The sequence below is a fragment of the Anabaena sp. CCY 9910 genome (assembly GCF_963920875.1).
Lineage (GTDB): Bacteria > Cyanobacteriota > Cyanobacteriia > Cyanobacteriales > Nostocaceae > Trichormus > Trichormus variabilis.
On sequence record NZ_CAWUDJ010000006.1, the window covers coordinates 136,947 to 157,345 of the forward strand.

The 20,399-nt window shown below is 44.1% G+C and carries 17 protein-coding genes; 7 read left to right on the forward strand and 10 right to left on the reverse strand.

Features of this window, described 5'->3' with window-relative positions:
* The first annotated feature begins 421 nt into the window (after positions 1–421).
* A complete protein-coding gene (locus ACM5QX_RS07550) occupies positions 422–916 on the forward strand; it encodes an NUDIX hydrolase (protein ID WP_414753053.1) in 495 nt (164 codons plus the stop codon).
* A gap of 244 nt (positions 917–1,160) precedes the next feature.
* Positions 1,161–1,988, forward strand: a complete 828-nt coding sequence (locus tag ACM5QX_RS07555; RefSeq protein ID WP_414753101.1) for an alpha/beta fold hydrolase — start codon at positions 1,161–1,163, stop codon at positions 1,986–1,988.
* Here ACM5QX_RS07555 and ACM5QX_RS07560 read toward each other — a convergent pair.
* Both ACM5QX_RS07560 and ACM5QX_RS07565 read right to left on the reverse strand, forming a co-directional pair.
* Positions 1,976–2,800 (reverse strand): SDR family oxidoreductase, encoded by an 825-nt coding sequence (locus tag ACM5QX_RS07560; protein WP_011318602.1) that lies wholly within the window; start codon positions 2,798–2,800, stop codon positions 1,976–1,978. The two genes, ACM5QX_RS07555 and ACM5QX_RS07560, sit on opposite strands and share 13 nt — an antisense overlap.
* 93 nt (positions 2,801–2,893) lie before the next feature.
* Positions 2,894–3,781, reverse strand: a complete 888-nt coding sequence (locus tag ACM5QX_RS07565) for a pantothenate kinase (protein WP_414753054.1) — start codon at positions 3,779–3,781, stop codon at positions 2,894–2,896.
* Positions 3,782–3,890: 109 nt separating this feature from the next.
* Between ACM5QX_RS07565 and ACM5QX_RS07570 the strand changes: the two genes are divergently transcribed.
* Entirely contained in the window at positions 3,891–5,615 is a 1,725-nt protein-coding gene (locus tag ACM5QX_RS07570) for a diflavin flavoprotein (RefSeq protein ID WP_414753055.1), read from the forward strand.
* A gap of 268 nt (positions 5,616–5,883) precedes the next feature.
* Positions 5,884–7,596 (forward strand): diflavin flavoprotein, encoded by a 1,713-nt coding sequence (locus ACM5QX_RS07575; RefSeq protein ID WP_414753056.1) that lies wholly within the window; start codon positions 5,884–5,886, stop codon positions 7,594–7,596.
* Positions 7,597–7,735: 139 nt separating this feature from the next.
* Here the strand turns inward: ACM5QX_RS07575 and ACM5QX_RS07580 are convergent, their stop codons facing one another.
* The gene (locus ACM5QX_RS07580; RefSeq protein ID WP_414753057.1) at positions 7,736–8,479 is read right to left on the reverse strand and encodes a hypothetical protein; all 744 of its coding nucleotides are present in this window, start codon (positions 8,477–8,479) and stop codon (positions 7,736–7,738) included.
* 651 nt (positions 8,480–9,130) lie between these two features.
* On the opposite strand from ACM5QX_RS07580, the gene ACM5QX_RS07585 reads away from it, so the two are divergent.
* Complete coding sequence (locus ACM5QX_RS07585) at positions 9,131–9,295, forward strand: hypothetical protein (RefSeq protein WP_010998029.1); 165 nt, start codon at positions 9,131–9,133, stop codon at positions 9,293–9,295.
* Between the two features lie 125 nt (positions 9,296–9,420).
* On the opposite strand, the gene argH is transcribed toward ACM5QX_RS07585, so the two are convergent.
* The 6 genes from argH to trmD all read right to left on the reverse strand — a co-directional run bounded on the left by argH (position 9,421) and on the right by trmD (position 15,433).
* Positions 9,421–10,806, reverse strand: coding sequence for an argininosuccinate lyase (argH, locus tag ACM5QX_RS07590; protein WP_414753058.1), 1,386 nt, complete (start codon positions 10,804–10,806; stop codon positions 9,421–9,423).
* Between the two features lie 131 nt (positions 10,807–10,937).
* Positions 10,938–11,144: a hypothetical protein gene (locus tag ACM5QX_RS07595; RefSeq protein ID WP_011318610.1), complete on the reverse strand. Its 207-nt coding sequence runs from the start codon at positions 11,142–11,144 to the stop codon at positions 10,938–10,940.
* 98 nt (positions 11,145–11,242) lie between these two features.
* Positions 11,243–12,031, reverse strand: coding sequence for a nickel pincer cofactor biosynthesis protein LarB (larB, locus tag ACM5QX_RS07600; RefSeq protein WP_414753102.1), 789 nt, complete (start codon positions 12,029–12,031; stop codon positions 11,243–11,245).
* Between the two features lie 102 nt (positions 12,032–12,133).
* Positions 12,134–13,921: an ABC transporter substrate-binding protein gene (locus tag ACM5QX_RS07605; protein WP_414753060.1), complete on the reverse strand. Its 1,788-nt coding sequence runs from the start codon at positions 13,919–13,921 to the stop codon at positions 12,134–12,136.
* Between the two features lie 257 nt (positions 13,922–14,178).
* On the reverse strand, positions 14,179–14,667 hold the full coding sequence (gene ispF / locus ACM5QX_RS07610) for a 2-C-methyl-D-erythritol 2,4-cyclodiphosphate synthase (RefSeq protein ID WP_414753061.1): 489 nt from the start codon (positions 14,665–14,667) through the stop codon (positions 14,179–14,181).
* 31 nt (positions 14,668–14,698) lie between these two features.
* Positions 14,699–15,433: a tRNA (guanosine(37)-N1)-methyltransferase TrmD gene (trmD, locus tag ACM5QX_RS07615; protein WP_414753062.1), complete on the reverse strand. Its 735-nt coding sequence runs from the start codon at positions 15,431–15,433 to the stop codon at positions 14,699–14,701.
* A gap of 653 nt (positions 15,434–16,086) precedes the next feature.
* Here trmD and ACM5QX_RS07620 point away from each other — a divergent pair.
* Together ACM5QX_RS07620 and cphA are read left to right on the forward strand one after the other, a co-directional pair.
* Positions 16,087–16,950, forward strand: a complete 864-nt coding sequence (locus ACM5QX_RS07620; RefSeq protein WP_011318615.1) for a cyanophycinase — start codon at positions 16,087–16,089, stop codon at positions 16,948–16,950.
* A gap of 172 nt (positions 16,951–17,122) precedes the next feature.
* The gene (cphA, locus tag ACM5QX_RS07625) at positions 17,123–19,828 is read left to right on the forward strand and encodes a cyanophycin synthetase (RefSeq protein ID WP_011318616.1); all 2,706 of its coding nucleotides are present in this window, start codon (positions 17,123–17,125) and stop codon (positions 19,826–19,828) included.
* 70 nt (positions 19,829–19,898) lie between these two features.
* Here the strand turns inward: cphA and tatA are convergent, their stop codons facing one another.
* Positions 19,899–20,069: a twin-arginine translocase TatA/TatE family subunit gene (tatA, locus tag ACM5QX_RS07630; protein WP_011318617.1), complete on the reverse strand. Its 171-nt coding sequence runs from the start codon at positions 20,067–20,069 to the stop codon at positions 19,899–19,901.
* Between the last annotated feature and the right edge of the window lie 330 nt (positions 20,070–20,399).

Below are 20,399 nucleotides of genomic sequence, written 5' to 3' on the forward strand. Positions count from 1 at the left end.
CTTCATACTAGTAGACGACGTAAACTTACAACTATCTACCAATAGGAGTAACAAAATCAGCAGTTACTAATGTAGTTGCCCCAGATTCTAGAATAGACAATGTCACCTAATTGATCATGCAAAAAATAGAAAAATACAAGTTCTCAGCTATGAGTTACATCAGTTTTAATCTATGGCGATCGCCTCATACTGTTACTCATATGGCTGATGTATAGCCAAATACAGTAAATCTATTTGTAACTAAAAAGAATGATTGATTCCTTAAAAGTTGATATCTTATTAGGAATGTAGTTAAAATATATTTGCTACGCACTAACATATATTTTCATTATATATTATAATGCAAAACTAAACTCTTAATGAGTTGAGTTTGTGTGAGTGGTAGACGGTTAAAAAAAACTCAACCATACATATTTTTAGATTGAACGTTATTACTTTTTTTAAATCACCAATCCAATCCACACGTAGTTTGTGGCGTATTGGACAAACAGTATTGGGTATTATATTCCGTCATCCCATCACAGGAACCAGTATCATCCCAATACTATCCGATGGTCGGATTGTATTAATTCGTAGGCGAGACGATGGTTTGTGGGCATTGCCTGGGGGTATGGTGGACTGGGGAGAAGACATTCCGACGACAGTCCGCCGCGAGCTATTGGAGGAAACAGGGCTAGAATTAACAAAAATTAGGCGTTTGGTAGGAGTTTACTCTTCACCAGACCGCGACCCTAGAATCCATTCGATTTGTGTTGTGGTTGAAGCCGAAGTAGAAGGGAAAATGGATATTCAGGATACCTTAGAAGTCATGGAAATCAAGGCTTTTACCCCTAGTTCCCTACCCCAAGGGCCAATGTCTCATGACCATACTCGACAACTACAGGATTACTTAAACGGATTAACAACCCTAGCATAAAAACTTATGTGAAATTTTAGGTGAAAATTAGCGATTGAAGATAAAGTCTGAATATTCTAGGACTTACGCACTGAACCAAAAAACCCTTCTGAGGGTGGTCAATAGTCCACAGTCCAAAAACCTTGATTTTGACTATTGACTACTGACTATTGACTACTGACTATTGACTATTGACAAAAAAGCCAGAAAATTAGTAACACTGCGTAAGTCCTATATTCTAAAGAAAGATAAACAACACATTAAAATGGATACGCTATTACGTAACGCCCGGAGAAAACTATCTCAAGGGCTATTATTCTGGCGTGAAGCTGGTGAGGGGATTCCTGTAGTTTTGTTACATGGTGCTTGGCATGAAAGTAGCCAATGGGTGGAAGTCATGGAATCGCTTTCACAGAATTTTCATTGCTTTGCACCAGATTTATTAGGTTTCGGAGAATCAGAAAAACCCAATATTCATTACTCGATTGACTTACAAGTAGAGTGCATAGCTGAGTTTTTCCAAGCTTTAAAGCTAGAAAAAGTCTATCTATTGGGAGATTCACTAGGTGCTTGGATTGCAGCTAGTTATGCCTTAAAGTATCCAGAACAAGTGCATGGCTTAGTTTTGTTAGCACCAGAGGGTGTGCAGATAGAGGGGCAATCACAAAATTGCCAGAAAATGCGGCGGTTGAGCAAGCGATCGCCATTATTATTTAAGATAATGCGATCGCTCAGCTTTTTAACTAAGATTTTTGGGCTAGATAAGAAAATAGAGCAAGATTGGCAAACACGCCAAAAATTACTGCAAAACCCTACAGCTGCCCAGTTATTGTTTCAACGCCAGCAACCAGAAATCGAAGCAGAATTACTGCAAAGTTATCTATCTAAGTTAGAAATCCCAGTATTAGTTTTGCAAGGTGGCAAAGATACGCCAGATGCCCTAGCTAGAAGTCAGTTTTATACTAAACTGATTCCTCAAGCAGAATTAAAAATTATTGCTCATGGTGAAAGCAATTTACCAGAATCCTGTGTTGGGCTTGTAGCTGGAGAAATTCGGGAGTTTATAACTAATTCCCCGTCCTATCCCTGCTGAATTTCCAAAGGACACATCGAGTCCATAATGGAAGCGCCACCATCCACATGAATTATTTGACCTGTAATAAAGCTAGCTTCCTGCATACATAAGAGCATCGCTGCATTAGCAATGTCATCGGGAGTTCCCACCCGTTTCATGGGTGTCCATCCACTCTCATGCCAATTTTGTGTGGCTTCCTGTGCTGCTGTGGGTAAAGAACGCAAGACTCCTCCTTCCAAGGGGTTTGGTTCACCAAAGATAACTCCAGGGCTAATGCCATTAACAGTAATACCACGGGAACCAAGGGCAACTGCAAAATAGCGGCAAAGCGATTCTAGCGCAGCTTTAGCCGTTCCCATTGCCATCCAAGGCTGCCAGCTACCAGTACGCCCACTTGGTGAATAGGTGATGGCGATGATTCTGCCTCCATCTCGCATCAGACTGGCAGCTTGTTGAGTTCCCAATAGGAAGGCCTGTGCTTGAGAATCTATCGCCGCACGCCAGTGGTCTAATGTCATCTTCATTGGAGAATGGTAGAAAGTTGCTAAGTCTGGTCTGGCGCAGTTAACGAAGATATCTAGACTGCCGAATTTATCCTTAACCTGACTAAACATCCGATTAATATCTTGAGGCTGTAAAATGTCGGCTTGCACAATAAAGCCTTCTCCACCTCGTTCTCGTACTTGTACTAGGGTATTTTCCGCCGCTTCATCATTTTTGTGGTAGTGAATAGCTACTTTCACCCCATGTTCGGCTAGTTTTAAGGTGATTGCTCTACCGATACCGCGTGAGCCTCCGGTAACTAATACGTGTTTACCGTTAAGCGACATCTCAAAACCTCACGTACATGACAATAACTTTAATCTAGTACGTAATAGAGGTGGATATGATTTACCAATGATGATAATACCTTAAATTTTCTGTTAAGCAACACCTGCCACGATTGTTTGCATACCCCAAAAAATCATGTTTGATTCCACTATTAAACGTGCTGCTAGCTCAGGATAGAGAGCTTGGAGGTAATTTAATAGTAAGATGCGATCGCCTCCTTTAATTGCCACCTTCCCATCAGGAAACAGAGACAACCACTCTTCCGTAAAATCCCTGATTCCCGCTATTAAGGTATAAATCACACCGCTTTGGATTGCTTCTGCTGTATTCAGCGCAAAACGTGGAGGTAAAGATTTAATCTCTGCCATCTCTACTTGCGGTAATTGTTCAGTTTTTTGACCTAAACTCGCAAATTGTAAACCCACCCCCGGCAAAATTGCCCCACCAACCAAATTCCGTTCACCATCCGCCGCCGTAAAAGTTAGCGCCGTCCCCGCATCAATTACCAACATCGGAAAACCCCAACTCATTCCCGCCCCCCACAAAGCCAAAGCCCGGTCAATTCCCAAGGTAGGATATGTATTGTTAAGAGGTATCTGGTCTAAAGTAATTACGCGAACATTAGGGTAACTTTGCCAAAGTGCAGTTTGCTTAGGGACAACGGAGGCGATGAAAAGAGGCAGGGGGTGAGACAGCGCGGTCTTGGGGGTTTCCCCCATTAGCGACTGCGAACCCGAAGGGCAGGGGGCAGGGGGCAGGGGGGGAAATGTAGAGGAAGATATTCCCTTTTCCCCAGTTCCCAACTCCCAGTTTGTCTCACCGTTACCTAACTGCTGTATAACTGACTCAGGTAGATATTCTGTATCCCATGTAAACTTAAGGGATTCGCCCATGAATAAAGCCCAATGTAGCCGGGAATTACCGATTTCCAAGGCTAGCCACTGATTTTCTACGTGTTTTGGAAACTGCTGTGATATCACTTTTTTATATTTTTTAAGTTATCTATAGGTTTTTTAATAAAAATTTACAAATATTCCGTGTCACAATAACACTAGAGGAATAAATACTCATTGTTTAAAGGAGAGAGTTATGGTAGCACTCACCGAGAAAACTGAAAAACGGCTCACCATACAGACTGCGGAAATTGCTCAAGATACGACAGCAATTCGCTCTCTAGATTGGGAACGCGATCGCTTTGATATTGAGTTTGGTCTGCAAAATGGTACTACTTATAACTCATTTCTCATACGCGGTGAGCAGATAGCCTTAGTCGATACTTCCCATGAAAAGTTTCGTAAACTTTATTTTGATACCCTGACAGGGCTAATTAATCCCACAGATATCAATTATTTGATTGTCAGCCATACCGAGCCAGACCACAGTGGCTTAGTCAAAGATTTATTACAGATGGCTCCAGATATTACAATTGTCGCCTCAAAAGTTGCCATCCAGTTTCTCGAAGATTTAGTACATCAACCATTTAAGCGGAAAATTGTTAAGAATGGCGATCGCTTAGATTTAGGTAACGGTCACGAATTTGAGTTTGTCATTGCCCCCAATTTACATTGGCCAGACACCATCTTTAGTTTTGACCACAAAACCCAAACCCTATACACCTGCGACGCTTTCGGAATGCACTACTGTTCCGATATTGTCTTTGATGAAGACTTAAAAACCATAGAACCAGACTTTCATTACTATTATGAATGCCTGATGGGGCCAAATGCGCGATCGGTACTATCTGCCCTCAAGCGCATGGGAGAACTACCAAGCGTGAAAATGATTGCCACTGGTCACGGGCCGCTACTTTACCATAACGTTGAAGAACTCACCGGACGTTATCACACCTGGAGCCAAAACCAAACCAAAGCAGAAACCAGCATAGGTGTATTTTACGTTTCTGAATATGGTTATAGCGATCGCCTAGCCCAAGCAATTATTAACGGTATTAGCAAAACTGGTGTCGGTGTAGAAGTTGTAGACTTGGGTTCAGCAGTAGATTTACAAGAGTTACGCGAACTAGTCGGGCGCTGTGCTGGACTGGTAATTGGGATGTCTCCGGCTGCTAGTACAGCTAGTATTCAAGGCGCACTTAGCACCATTTTAGGTTCTGCCAACGCCAAACAAGCCGTAGGTATATTTGAAACCGGTGGCGGCGATGATGAACCCATAGACCCATTATTAAGCAAATTCCGTAACCTGGGCTTAACAACCGCTTTCCCCGCCATTCGCATTAAACAAACACCCACAGAAAACACCTACAAACTGTGTGAAGAAGCAGGCACAGATTTGGGACAATGGGTAACACGCGATCGCAGCATCAAAGCCATGAAATCCTTAGGTGCTGACTTAGATAAAGCATTAGGCAGACTGAGTGGCGGTTTGTATATCATCACAGCCAAAAAAGGCGACGTTTCCAGCGCCATGTTAGCCTCCTGGGTAAATCAAGCCAGCTTCAAACCCTTAGGATTTTCCATCGCCGTAGCTAAAGATAGAGCAATTGAATCATTAATGCAAGTAGGCGATCGCTTCGTCTTAAATGTATTAGAAGAAGGCAATTATCAACCACTCATGCGCCACTTCTTAAAACGATTCGCCCCTGGTGCAGACCGTTTTGAAGGAGTCAAAACCCAGCCCGCCGAAAACGGCGCACCCATCCTCGGCGACGCTTTAGCATACATGGAATGCGAAGTAGTCAGCCGTATGGACTGCGGCGACCACTGGGCAGTATACAGCACAGTCTACGCCGGACGCGTTTCCAAACCCGAATCCCTAACAGCAGTTCACCACCGCAAGGTAGGAAATCATTATTAGTGAAACGCGACTCCATTAGTGAAACGCGACTCCATTTATTGCGCTTCAAGTGTCATTTGTTAGTCGTCAGTTGTCAGTTATGGAAATGATCTGGTCTAATACCCCAACCCCTAATGGGTTGTTTTTACATATCTTTGCCACTGACTACTGACCACTGACCACTGACCACTGACAAAACTCTATCCCCTTGTGAGTAGAGTTTTTATTTGTAGCAATTGCTGTTTAATTGCTCAAAAATGTTTAAAAACAAAGAAATTATTTAAAAACTATGTCAGAAACCAAACCAAGAGACGTGCAAGTCCTACCTATTGGTACAGATACAACTGTAATGCGATCGCGCAGTTGGACAAGATTAAGATTTGAAATTGAGTACGCTTTAGCTAAGGGAACCACGGCTAACTCTTATTTAATCCAAGGTGATGAGCTAGCGCTGATTGACCCTCCAGGGGAAACCTTCACACAGATTTATCTGGATGCGTTGCAAAAACGACTAGATGTCACAGAAATCGATTATGTTATTCTCGGTCACATTAACCCCAATCGGGCAGCTACCTTAAAAGCTTTACTAGAAATAGCACCGCAAATTACCTTTGTCTGTTCTAATCCGGGGGCGATTAATTTGCGGGGGGTGCTAGAAAACCCGGATTTACCAATACTGATTATGCGGGGTGAGGAAACCCTCGATTTAGGGAAAGGGCATAATTTACAATTCATCCCCACACCTAACCCCCGCTACGCCGATGAATTGTGTACCTACGACCCCCAAACCGAAATTATCTATACAGATAAGCTATTTGGGGCGCATATTTGCGGCGACCAAGTATTTGATGAAGGTTGGGAAGCCATCAACGAAGACCGCCGTTACTATTATGATTGCTTGATGGCTCCCCATGCCCGACAAGTGGAAACAGCTTTAGATAAACTGGCAGATTTCCCGGCGCGAGTGTACGCCACTGGTCACGGCCCCTTGGTGCGTTACGGCTTAATTGAACTCACCCACGCCTACCGAGAATGGAGTCAACAACAAACTTCTGCTGACTTGACAGTAGCTCTAATTTATGCTTCAGCTTATGGGAACACAGCTACCTTAGCCCAGGCGATCGCTCGTGGTATTACCAAAGCCGGTGTCGCGGTAGAATCAATTAACTGTGAATTTGCCGACCCAGAAGAAATTAGTGCCGCCGTAGAAAAATCTGCCGGCTTTGTTATGGGTTCTCCTACCCTTGGCGGTCATGCACCCACACCAGTACAAACAGCTTTAGGTATTGTCTTATCCACCGCTACTAATAATAAATTAGCTGGTGTGTTTGGTTCCTTTGGCTGGAGTGGTGAAGCCGTTGACTTAATTGAAGGTAAGCTCAAAGATGCCGGTTATCGCTTTGGTTTTGACTCCATCCGCGTCAAATTCAAACCCAACGAAGTCACCTTGCAAATGTGCGAAGAAGCCGGAACCGACTTTGCCCAAGCCTTGAAGAAAGCCAGGAAAGTCCGGACTCAAAGTGTACCAGCCACAAATGTAGAACAAGCCGTAGGACGAATAGTCGGGTCACTTTGCGTTGTTACCGCCAAGCAAGGGGAAGTATCCAGCGCCATGTTAGCCTCTTGGGTTGCTCAAGCCAGCTTTAATCCTCCCGGCTTAACCATTGCCGTAGCCAAAGACCGCGCAGTAGAAACCCTGACCCATACCGGGAATAAATTTGTTCTCAATGTTTTAAAAGAGGGAAATCACCTGGGGTTGATGAAACACTTCCTCAAACCCTTTAGCCCTGCACAAGATAGATTTGCTGATGTGGCGACAGCAGAGGCTGAAAACGGTAGTCCTATACTGCAAGATGCTTTAGCATATTTGGAATGTTCAGTCCAAAACCGTATGGAATCAGGCGACCACTGGCTAGTTTATGCAACTGTAGAGAATGGCAAAGTCCTAAATCAGGACGGCGTTACAGCAGTGCATCATCGCAAATCAGGTAACCATTATTAAAGACTGTTTTAATTACTTTTTGGGTTGAACTATGCAGTGTTAATGAAGAGAGAAACACTGTAATTTATACTGCGAAAAAAAGGTGATACAACCCTGACAACGAAATCAAACCTACAGTTCGTAACTACGAATTATCAACTCAGCTACAGTTAACTGCTGAAGCTGAACTTACAGTCCTTAAATCGGGTGCGAATACAACTGTATATTTAAAAGGCGATGAACCGGAACAGTTCATATGAGTTTTATCACGCCGACGGGGAGACCACCAGGAATCTGCCTTTACAGTCAGATTTGTGCCATTCCATGACAGGCTAGTAACCGCTAAAGAGTTACTTTTGCCATCACTCGGCTTTTTAGCAGATAAATAACTTGCCGAGGTAACACTACCATTGCTGGGATTAATCCGGGCGATTACCGCCACTTTTGCACCGCCACCGCTACCATAGCTAGTCAGCCAACCTTGAGTAGCAAAGCGACGAAAATCGTTGCCTGTTTGAGTGCCTGTGGACGTGAAAACACCATACAGATTACTTCCTCCATCCCAATACAATCCGTAGCCTGTACCGTCGTCCCCTGTGGTTTCATAGTCACTACGACACCAAGTTCTGAAACCATTATCAAAACGGATAATCCGTGGGTCCTTGTTGTTGGATGATACTTGCTGATAACCGATGTAAATATTGGTCAGGCCTATCGTTACTTTAGGGCCATTTTTAGCCTTGATACTCGCCTCAGAGTCATTGCAGGTAAAGGTCACAGCCTTACCGACAGATGATTTGATAGTCGTTTGGGCAATGGCTGAAGGAATCGCTAAATCAGCTGCTAAGAATGCGGCTGAAGATAAGACAGCCAGATACTTTGACCAATGGCGATATTTAATCATTGAACCTGTCCTAATTATTTTCAAAAAAGAATTTAAGAGTCAGGAGCCATAAGTAGACAGATAGTCTGTCGCCGCCAGCTATCCTAACTCTTATGGATTCGGAGTGTAAAATAAGACCTTAACATAATTTTCACAAAAGGCAAACTTTTTTATAAATTGCTTTTTTGTATTGTTATGTAAGCTTTTCAAAACGCTTATATATGATTTTACACAGTATTTACACTTAAATGCTTTGCAGGCTGTACTTGAGTGTTGATAGTTTTATCTCAGTAATTGATTCCTCTCACACCCTGCTTTTTCATCCTAAATTCGAGGGTTTCAATCCCCGACTCCAACTGTCTTTAATGCGCGAATTTTGCGGAAAGTTCTGTAGGCGGTGAATCCAGTTCTGTAGGAGGGTTTCCCTCCGTAGGCAACTGGTGAACCCGGAGGGGTTTCCCACCGTAGGCAACTTTTCAAGACGAATTTTGAATTTTGAATTGTTAAGGCTAGTTGCCATTGACACAATCAAATTAAATGGGGTAGGATTATATGCTGTTCAAAGATTCATGACAGCTAAACTAGGCCAGAGCTTTATCAATAACGTTTGTGGCTGATATTCTCTAAAAAATGCCTAGCAGCCATTTTTTGTTGTTTATTAACGAGGTGAATATGGCAAAGCGCCGTAACCCGAAAAAAGAAAAGGCGCTACGGAACCAGGCATACGCCAGAAAGTTTCGTAAACGGACTACAACCGGAAGAATGCAAAGAAGGTTCCAGCAAAGAACACCTAAGAGTGAGGAAGAAGAAGGCGCAGCAGCAGTTGATGCTGAATAATTCGTCTATTCAGATTTTGATTCTTTAAGTGTTTTATTTTTTAGGGTGTACATCTTGTACACCCTTGTTTTTTATTCAGCTTTGCGTGTCAGTTGTCAGTTGTGTTTGGATCTACCCTTACACCCCTACTCTCCAATTTCCTCACGCGCCGCACTGACGGCTTCACTGACCTGGGCAAAACCAGTACCACCGTAACTGTTACGTGCAGCTACAACTTGACGAGGGGAGATGGCTTCATAAATATCGGTGGCAAATGTTGGGTGTATTTCTTGCCATTCTTCTAAGGTCAAATCTTTTAAAAGTTTGCCAGCAGCAATACTGGTTTTGACGACTTTACCCACGATATTATAAGCTTCGCGGAAGGGAACGCCCCTGGCTGCTAGATAATCTGCGACATCGGTAGCGTTAGAGAAATCTTGTGTGACAGCTTCGGCTAGGCGCTGAGTCCGAAATTCCAAACCCTCCTGTAGCAATATTGTCATGGCTTCCAGGCAAGCCTTAACTGTGTTAACGCTGTCAAATAAACCTTCTTTGTCTTCTTGTAGGTCTTTGTTATAAGCCAAGGGTAATCCTTTCATGATTACCAACATCGCCTGGAGATGACCAAATACACGCCCGGTTTTTCCCCTGACTAATTCCGGTACGTCGGGGTTTTTCTTTTGGGGCATAATGCTGGAACCTGTTGCACAGCTATCTTTGAGGGTGACAAAGCGGAATTCTTCCGATGCCCAAAGAATAATTTCTTCAGAAAGACGGCTGAGGTGAACCATTATTAAACTGGCAGCACACAAAAATTCAATAGCAAAATCGCGATCGCTCACTCCATCCAAGCTATTCTCGTAAATACGCTCAAACTGCAACAGTTTGGCTGTGTAGTGGCGGTCAATGGGAAAGGTAGTCCCAGCTAAAGCACCACACCCCAAGGGCGAAATATTCACCCGGCGATAAACATCACCCAAGCGTTCCCAGTCCCGTTGTGCCATGTGGAAATAAGCCAACAAGTGATGAGCTAAACTCACAGGCTGAGCGCGTTGTAGGTGAGTGTAACCAGGAATGAGAGTTTCAACGTTTTGTTCAGCTATATCTAATAAGACCCGTTGAAATTCCCGTAATTGAGTTTTGATTTGCGAAATTTGGTCGCGTAGGTAAAGTCTTGTATCCGTACCGACTTGATCGTTACGCGATCGCGCAGTATGTAATTTCTTACCTACATCTCCAACAATCTCTGTTAAGCGTCGCTCCACTGCAAAATGGACATCTTCCGCATCGATGCCAGGCTGAAATTTACCCTGGCGATATTCTTCACGAATTTGTTCTAAACCTGCAACTAGTTGTTCTCCTTCTGCCGGCGAAATAATCCCCGTATGCGCCAACATTTGGGCATGAGCTTGAGAGCCTGTAAGGTCGTATTCTATTAATTCTATGTCAAAGCTTATACTGGCATTAAAAAGAGCGATCGCTGGATGTAGAGCCGATTCAAATCGCTGACTCCAAGTTTGTTTTTCAGTCATAAATACAAAGGGACTGGGGATTAGGGACTGGGGACTAGGGATTGGGTAAATTTTCTTTCTCCTGCTCCCTAACCTTTCAGCTTACTATTTATCGTTATTCCCTACTCCCTACCCCCTAGCCCTCACCATTGTCAACCGTACTTAGTCAGATTACGAAAAATATAGCCAATCACTAAACCAATCAACAGCGCCCAGACTTGACCTGTCTGGACAAAATGATTCCAGGTTTTTTGGATCTGACCAACAACGTTAGGATCGGTCACATTCTGCGCCAGTATAGGGAAATTTACAGAAAAATACCCAACAGTCTCAAATATTAAATCGTTAAAGTAGTTCATCTGAGGTAACTAAGGTAAAGCCTAGAGATTAGAGGTTAAGAACTAGGGAAATTACCCAGTCCCCAATCCCCAATTTCCAATTACCTTGATGTCATAACTCAAGATTCTAGCGATGCCAACCGCAATTTCTCTGCTGTCCGCAAAATTTGCCCAGCCAACACGGCTGCACCAAAACCATTATCTATATTGACTACTCCTACACCCGCAGCACATGAATTGAGCATTGTCAATAAAGGTGCTAAACCGCCAAAACTAGCACCATAACCCACACTAGTAGGTACAGCGATTACAGGACAATTAGCCAAACCAGCCACCACACTGGGTAACGCGCCTTCCATTCCCGCAACGACAATTAACACTGATGCTGATTCAATCAGATGGCGATTACTCAGCAAGCGATGAATCCCGGCGACACCCACATCCCAAAGACGCTGCACACGAAAACCAGATAGTTCGGCTGTCACGGCTGCTTCCTCTGCCACGGGTAAGTCAGCAGTACCCGCAGAAAGAATACTGATAATTCCTGCAAAGTGTGGTTCGATAGTTGGCGGAGTGATAGCACAAATTTTTGCCAACTCGTAGTAACGTAAATCTCTAATTTTTGGTTGCAATAGAGTATAAACGCTTGGTTCAATGCGGGTAGCGATTACTACCGGATTGCGCTGACGCATCACCTCCATAATCTGCACAATTTGTTCTGGTGTTTTACCTAGCCCCCAAATTACTTCCGGGAAACCAGTTCTCAGATGACGGTGGTGGTCAATTTTGGCAAATTCACCCACAGGTTCATAGGCTAAGTTTTTGAGAGAGTTTAAAGCCTTATCTGGGGTAACTTTACCATTGGCGACCGCCTCTAGGAGCGATCGCAAAGCTTCAGGTTGAGTCACGGTAATTTTGGGTAATGTGGTGATGGGTAATGGGTAATGGGTAATGGGTAATGGGTAATGGGTAAAAGTTTTCTTACTTACCAATTACCCATTACCAGTTACCTACTTAACTATTTTGATTTCGTACAAGTTCCAGAATGCGCCGCCTAGTGCTGAGAAGCGAATACCTGCAAAGCGATCGCGTACTGCGGATAATGAATATGGATTTACCAAGTAAATGAATGGTAAATTCTCTTGAGTGATTTTTTGGGTTTCGGCATAGATTGCTTTACGTTTGGTTTCGTCCAACTCTCTAGCACCTTGGATGTATAGTTGACCAATTTTCGCTTCCCACGGTGCTACTTCCCAACCTGTGATGGGCTTTTGTCCTGCTTGGGGCTTTTGGTTAAACATATGTAATCCCCCTTCGGGATTCCAGACGTTAGCACCATCATTCGGTTCTAAACCGCCAGTCAAACCCAGCATCGAAGCTTCCCAATCTAAAGTATTCGCCAGCTTGTCTGTATAAGTATTCCATGCCAAGGGTGTAAAATCTACCTGTATGCCGATTTTGCTCAAGTCCTGTTTAATTTGCGAACCCATTGCCTCACGAATTTTGTTACCAGCATTCGTCAGCAGTGTAAAGCGGACTCGATTACCTTCAGAGTCTAACAACTGATTTTGAGAATTATATTTGAAGCCAGCTTTCAATAACAATTGCTTGGCTTTTTCTAAGTTGTAATCGTAAACCTTTAACCCTTCTTTGGGCGACAAATAATAAGGACTCTGCACAGAAATTGGTGAATTTTGCGGTTGACCCAAACCCCGATAAATATTATTAATCATCGTTTGGCGGTCAACTGCATAAGCCACAGCTTGGCGAAATTCTACCGTATTAAACCAACGAGACTTTACTGGATCAACCAGTGGTTTACCGTCTCTTTGACCCTTATTCAAGTTAAACAATATAAAAGTTGTCCCAGCCGCCGGGCCGCCATTATATATCTTGAAATTGCCTTGCTTTTCTTGCACTTTCAGTAGAGAAAAGTAGTCTGGGGAAACACCAATACTATCCAAACCACCAGAGCGAAACTGGAGTAACGAGGTATCTGTTGATTCGACAATTTGCCACACTAATCTTTCAATATAAGGTTGAGCTTCACCTTTGGGCCCTTTGCGCCAATAGTAAGGATTACGTCGGAAAACTACACGTTCACTGGTGTCATAACGCTCCAATTTGTACAAACCATTCCCGATGATTTGGTCTGGTGGTGTATCTACGCCCCATTTTTGCAGAAACTTAGGCTTACCCTCACTATCTTTAGTTTGTATAGATTCTCGTAGTGCATGGGCTGGTAAGATTGCCGCACTCGTCGCACTACGTAAAAAAGGCGCAAACGGTTCGGGAACAGCAAACTCAACTCGACGACTATCAACTTTTCTCACAGTTGGTAGTTTCCGACTTTCACCAATCCTCATAATATCTCTAACATCTGTAGGAATGGCTTCGTTAAAGTAAATGTCATTGTAAGTAAATACAACATCATCAACTGTTAGTGGTTGCCCATCTGACCACTTTAAACCCTCACGGAGAGTAAAAACAATTTTTAATTTATCATCAGAAATTGTCCAAGATTCTGCCAAAGCTGGTTCCACTTCACCAGTATCATAATTTTCGCTAATTAATCCCTCATAAATCAAACCAAAAACATTAGGTGATTCAGAACTTAAAGGATAGTTAAAAGTTTTAGGATCACTGAGAATACTAGTTACTAATTGCGGGATTTGAGCAGCCGAACTTTTAAAATTCGATGGGTTACAAGCTGCAACTGTAACTGCTGTAAATGCAGCCAAAATTATGAGTATCCAAAAACGCTTAATTAGGGAAATGAGATTATTTGTATATGGCATAAATTTAGATGCACTAATAGTTGGTTTAAAATTTTATCTACATTTTTTTTATGCTTCACTTTCCATCTTCAAATGTTTGGTTAACTATAGGGTTTCCTAGTCTGCTAAGGTACTGACTACACCGCTAATAAAATTGGGCAATCTCCGCGCCCCTCTCTCTTGAAAAGTTTCCTACTGAGGGAAACCCTTCTCCAGAACTTTTCGCTGCGTTTGACGACATTGGTTCCGTACCTCACTTAACTCTTAATCGCCATAACCTAATCAGTTTTTACCAACAAGACAACAGCATAAGCACAAATACCCTCTTCTCGTCCCACAGGGCCTAATTTTTCATTAGTTGTAGCTTTGACACCAATTTGATTTGGTTCTAATTGCAAAATATTGGCTAGTTTGTCACGCATAGTTTTAATGTGTGGTTTCAACTTTGGACGTTCTGCAACTACTACCGAGTCAATGTTACCTATACGCCAACCTTGAGCGCGAATTAACTCATTGACCTGATTTAACAAAACTAAACTATCTGCCCCAGCCCATTGGGGATCAGTCGGGGGGAAATAATGACCAATATCTCCCAAAGATAATGCCCCCAACATGGCATCCATAATGGCATGAGTGAGGACATCCGCATCACTATGTCCCAATAAACCAAGTTCATGGGGAATATGGACACCACCTAAAATCAAAGCGCGATCGCTCACTAATCTGTGAATATCGTAGCCGTTACCAATTCTTACATTCATAGTCATTAGTCATTAGTCATTAGTCATTAGTCAGTTGTTATTTCTCCCCCTGCTCCCTGCTCCCCTGCTCCCTGCTCCCCTGCTTCTTCTCTTGTTGCCATTTTTCTAGCAAATCAGGGCGGCGATCGCTGGTTCTTTTAATCTGTTGTTCATAGCGCCATTGGGAAATGGCGGCGTGATTTCCAGATAACAAGACATCAGGGACTTTCCAGCCGCGAAAGTTTGCCGGACGGGTGTACTGGGGATAATCTAATAAACCCTCCTCAAAACTTTCCGCAGTCAAGGATTCTGTTTTGGCCACAGTTCCAGGTAACAATCGCACCACTCCGTTAATTAATGCCATTGCCGGAATTTCTCCCCCCGTGAGGATGAAATCCCCCAAAGATACCTCACGAGTAACTAAATGTAATACCCTATCATCTACCCCTTCGTAATGCCCACAAATTACTACTAATTGCTCATAATTGCTGACCAATTCTCGTAATAGCGGCTGATCAATTGTTTGACCTTGGGGACTCATCAAAATAACTTCTCGGCGCTCTAAAATCGGCAGCGACTCTACAGCACTAAAAATCGGTTCTGGTTTCATCAACATCCCTACACCGCCACCATAAGGTTCGTCATCTACCTTGCGGTGTTTATCTGTAGTGAAATCTCTAGGATTTACCAAATTCACTTGGGCAATTTGTTTGGCAAGAGCTTTACCCAGCAGGCCGGAACTAAGAACTGAGGTAAAACAGTCAGGAAAAAGTGTAACTATATCAAAACGCACAGTAATTCGTATTCGAGAACACTAATCTTAGATTTGAATGACTATCAAACACAAGATGCTTATACAGGGTAAAAGTACAGATAGGCTTTCACAATAGTATCTAAAAGTACTAGAACTGTTGCTTTTTCTTGGGATCAAAAGTTTTTCTAATTACTTAATTTATGTTTAAATATTGTGACAACTACCATTTAAATAAATAATCTAACCAGGTTAACAACTTACAGGATGCGTCGAGCCAGCCTCAGAAAATGTGTGTAATGACCTGCTCACTCCTATCCCAGATGGGAAAACTAATTCCTAGCGCCAGAGGGGAACCTGAACCCCAAGCACTAACGAGCCAGTCTGGAAAAAGTGGACAGGTGGAGAACAAGGCGCTGGCTTTGGGGACACGGGACATACAAATCATGAGGCTTTGTGTGTATATGTTGCAGTGTCCTCAGGAAAAAAGCAAAGTGCGAACATCATCAGGCTCCTAAACCTTGTTAAATTCACACGCCATCCGCTACAAGCCGGGAAACCCGTCCACCGCGATGGCTCACGCCATTCGCTACAAGCCGGGAAACCCGTCCACCGCGATGGCTCACGCCATTCGCTGCAAGCCGGGAAACCCGTCCACCGCGATGGCTCCTAAAGTTGTTGACAGGAGAAACACAATGCCGCAATTACAAGCTAAATCGCTGGAAATGAGGACACCCCAAGCAACTAAGACCGCCGTTCTCGTAATCGGAGGCGCAGAAGATAAAGTTCATGGACGTGAAATCCTGAGAACTTTTTTTGGCAGAGCTGGTGCAAGCAAAGCCTATATTACAATTATTCCATCTGCCTCCCGCGAACCTGCAATTATTGGTGGACGGTATATTCGCATTTTTGAAGAAATGGGTGCTGAAAAGGTCGAAATTTTAGACATCCGTGAACGAGAACAATGCGAATCTTCCCAGGTAAGGGCATCCCTCGAAGCCTGTAGTGGTGTTTTCTTAACCGGAGGAGACCAACTGCGCCTGTGTGGTGTATTGTCTGATACACCAGTAATGGAAATAATCCGACAGCGAGTGAGAGGCGGGCAATTAACTCTGGCAGGCACAAGTGCTGGAGCAGCAGTGATGGGGCATCACATGATTGCTGGCGGCGGTAGTGGTGAAACACCTAATCGTTCCCTGGTGGATATGGCAACAGGTTTGGGATTAATTCCCGAAGTGATTGTTGATCAACATTTCCACAACCGCAATCGGATGGGTCGCCTCATTAGTGCGGTCGCTGCTCACCCCGATAGACTAGGTATTGGCATTGATGAAGATACTTGTGCTGTATTTGAACGCGATGGTTGGCTCCAAGTCTTGGGTAAAGGCAGCGTCACCATTGTCGATCCCACCGAACTCACCCACACCAACGAACCCCACGTTGGCGCTAACGAACCTTTAACCGTGCATAACTTACGTCTGCATATCCTCAGTTATGGCGATCGCTTTCATCTGTACCAAAGGACTGTATTGCCTGCGGTACACCGTATCTCCAGCTGACGGAATAGAGTACCTGAGGTTAGACTGAATTGATCTTTAATTTATTTCCTGCTGTAGAAAAATCAGAGGAATACCATGTAAAAAGATAAAAACTGTTTTTCATGAACAGTTTAGCGATCAATTCCAGTAAGAAACTAGAATTTTGGTTCCGAATCTCCATCTACCTATTCCCATGAGAATCCTCAAGATCCAGACCTTACGCGGCCCAAACTACTGGAGCATTCGACGCCACAAACTGATCGTCATGCGCCTCGATTTGGAAACCCTTGCCGAGACGCCATCAAATGAAATCCCCGGATTTTATGAAGGATTAGTAGAGGCGCTGCCAAGTCTGGAAGGTCATTATTGCTCGCCCGGCTGTCATGGTGGTTTTTTGATGAGAGTGCGAGAAGGCACCATGATGGGTCATATCGTGGAACACGTAGCCCTAGAACTCCAAGAATTAGCTGGAATGCACGTGGGCTTTGGTCGTACCCGTGAAACTGCCACACCTGGAATTTATCAGGTAGTAATCGAGTATTTAAACGAGGAAGCGGGACGCTATGCTGGACGAGCAGCTGTCAGGTTGTGCCAAAGCATTGTAGATCGCGGTCGATACCCCAAGGCAGAACTAGAGCAAGATATACAAGACCTGAAAGATTTATGGCGTGATGCTTCCCTGGGTCCCTCCACCGAAGCAATTGTCAAAGAAGCCGAGAAACGTGGTATCCCTTGGATGCAGCTGAGCGCACGCTTTTTGATTCAACTAGGCTATGGCGTGAATCATAAGCGGATGCAGGCCACCATGACCGATAAAACGGGTATTTTAGGCGTAGAACTAGCTTGCGATAAAGAAGCAACCAAACGCATCTTAGCCGCATCTGGTGTGCCGGTACCCAGGGGTACAGTGATTAATTTCTTGGATGATTTGGAAGAAGCCATCGAATATGTTGGCGGTTATCCGATTGTCATCAAGCCCCTAGATGGCAATCATGGACGCGGTATTACAATCGATATTAGAAGTTGGGAAGAAGCTGAAGCCGCTTACGAAGCAGCGAGACAAGTTTCCCGGTCAATCATTGTTGAGCGATATTACGTTGGGCGCGACCACAGAGTACTAGTGGTAGATGGTAAAGTCGTGGCCGTTGCCGAACGTGTACCAGCTCATGTGATTGGTAACGGTCGCTCCACCATCGCCGAACTAATAGAGGAAATCAACCAAGACCCCAACCGTGGCGACGGACACGATAAAGTCCTCACTAAAATAGAACTAGACCGTACCAGTTACCAACTACTCGAAAGGGCAGGTTACACACTCAACAGCGTGCCACCAAAAGGCACGATTTGTTATTTAAGAGCAACCGCCAACCTGAGTACAGGTGGTACTGCTGTAGACAGGACAGACGAAATTCACCCAGAAAACATCTGGTTAGCCCAAAGAGTAGTCAAGATAATCGGTTTGGACATCGCCGGACTCGATATCGTCACTACCGACATTAGCCGCCCTTTGAGGGAATTAGACGGTGTAATTGTCGAAGTCAACGCTGCGCCAGGCTTTAGAATGCACGTAGCTCCTAGCCAAGGCATTCCCCGCAACGTTGCCGGTGCAGTGATGGATATGCTCTTCCCCAACGAACAGTCCGGCCGCATTCCCATCCTCAGTGTTACCGGCACTAACGGTAAAACCACCACTACCCGCCTGCTGGCACACATTTACAAGCAAACAGGCAAAGTAGTAGGTTATACAACCACTGATGGAACATACATCGGTGATTACTTAGTTGAATCTGGTGATAACACTGGGCCTCAAAGCGCTCACGTCATCTTACAAGACCCAACCGTCGAGGTTGCAGTTTTGGAAACAGCCCGTGGCGGTATTTTGCGCTCTGGCTTAGGCTTTGAGTCTGCTAATGTGGGTGTGGTGTTAAATGTGGCGGCCGATCACTTAGGAATTGGTGACATTGACACTATTGATCAGTTGGCTAACCTGAAAAGCGTGGTGGCGGAATCTGTGTATCCTGATGGCTATGCAGTACTCAACGCCGACGATCGCCGCGTTGCTGCAATGGCAGAAAAAACTAAAGCCAATATTGCCTACTTCACCATGAATCCCGACTCGGAACTGGTGCGGAAACATATCCAGAAGGGCGGAGTTGCAGCAGTCTATGAAAATGGCTATCTGTCAATCGTCAAAGGCGATTGGACACACCGCATCGAAAGGGCAGAACAAATCCCCTTGACAATGGGTGGACGCGCACCATTTATGATCGCTAACGCTTTAGCCGCTAGTTTGGCAGCCTTTGTACAGAACGTCTCCATTGAGCAAATTCGTGCTGGCTTAAGAACCTTCCGGGCTTCCGTGAGTCAAACCCCAGGACGGATGAACTTATTCAATTTGGGCAACTACCACGCCTTAGTTGACTATGCACACAACCCAGCTAGTTACGAAGCTGTAGGCGCATTTGTACGTAACTGGACAAGTGGACAACGTATTGGTGTAGTCGGTGGGCCTGGCGATCGCCGGGACGAAGATTTTGTCACCTTAGGCAAACTAGCCGCCGAGATTTTTGATTACATCATTGTCAAAGAAGACGACGATACTAGAGGTAGACCAAGGGGTTCAGCCTCTGCATTGATAACCAAAGGCATCACCCAAGTTAAGCCAGATGCTCGTTATGAGTCCATTCTGGATGAAACACAAGCAATTAACAAGGGCTTGGATATGGCTCCCGCGAACGGTTTGGTAGTTATCCTGCCGGAAAGCGTTAGCCGTGCTATTAAGTTAATTAAACTGCGTGGATTAGTCAAAGAGGAGATACAGCAACAAAATCCCTCGACAACCGTTATAGATAACCAAAATGGCGTAGCATCTTCTTCTGTAATTAATACTTTGCTGTAGTCGATAGTAGAGATGTGGTCATTCCCATCTCCACTATTGACCGTTGCTGAATCTTCTTAATTGGAATTTCTTATTTTTCTTCTTCCGGGTTGGTATCCTCACTAGGAGTTTTCAACTCCTCCTTAAAACCTCTCAAGGTTTTACCTAGTGCGCTTCCCAGTTCGGGAATTTTTTTTGGGCCGAATATGACAACGGCCACGACGACAATGATTGCGATTTCCGGCCATCCTAGTCCAAACATAATTATTATTCCTCCTTAATTAACTATAAAGCTAAGGCTGAAACTCTTGAGATTGCTTTGGAGAGATTGAGTTTACAGTGGAAAAGGCGATGGCGTTCTACAAAATCAAGCAACCGACACAGGACTCACGCAACCGGCACAATAGTAGGGTGCGTCAGATGCGGAAAATCCTCTAATGTGTACGAAATTATTGGGGCTGACGCACCCTACAGTTACTTTGATTATGACACTTGCGTAAGTCCTATATTTTCACAGTTTATATAGATTCCAGAGACGTAGAGATTTACCCAATCGGAGCGAGAGGGGATGTTTATAAATAAAGATTTAATC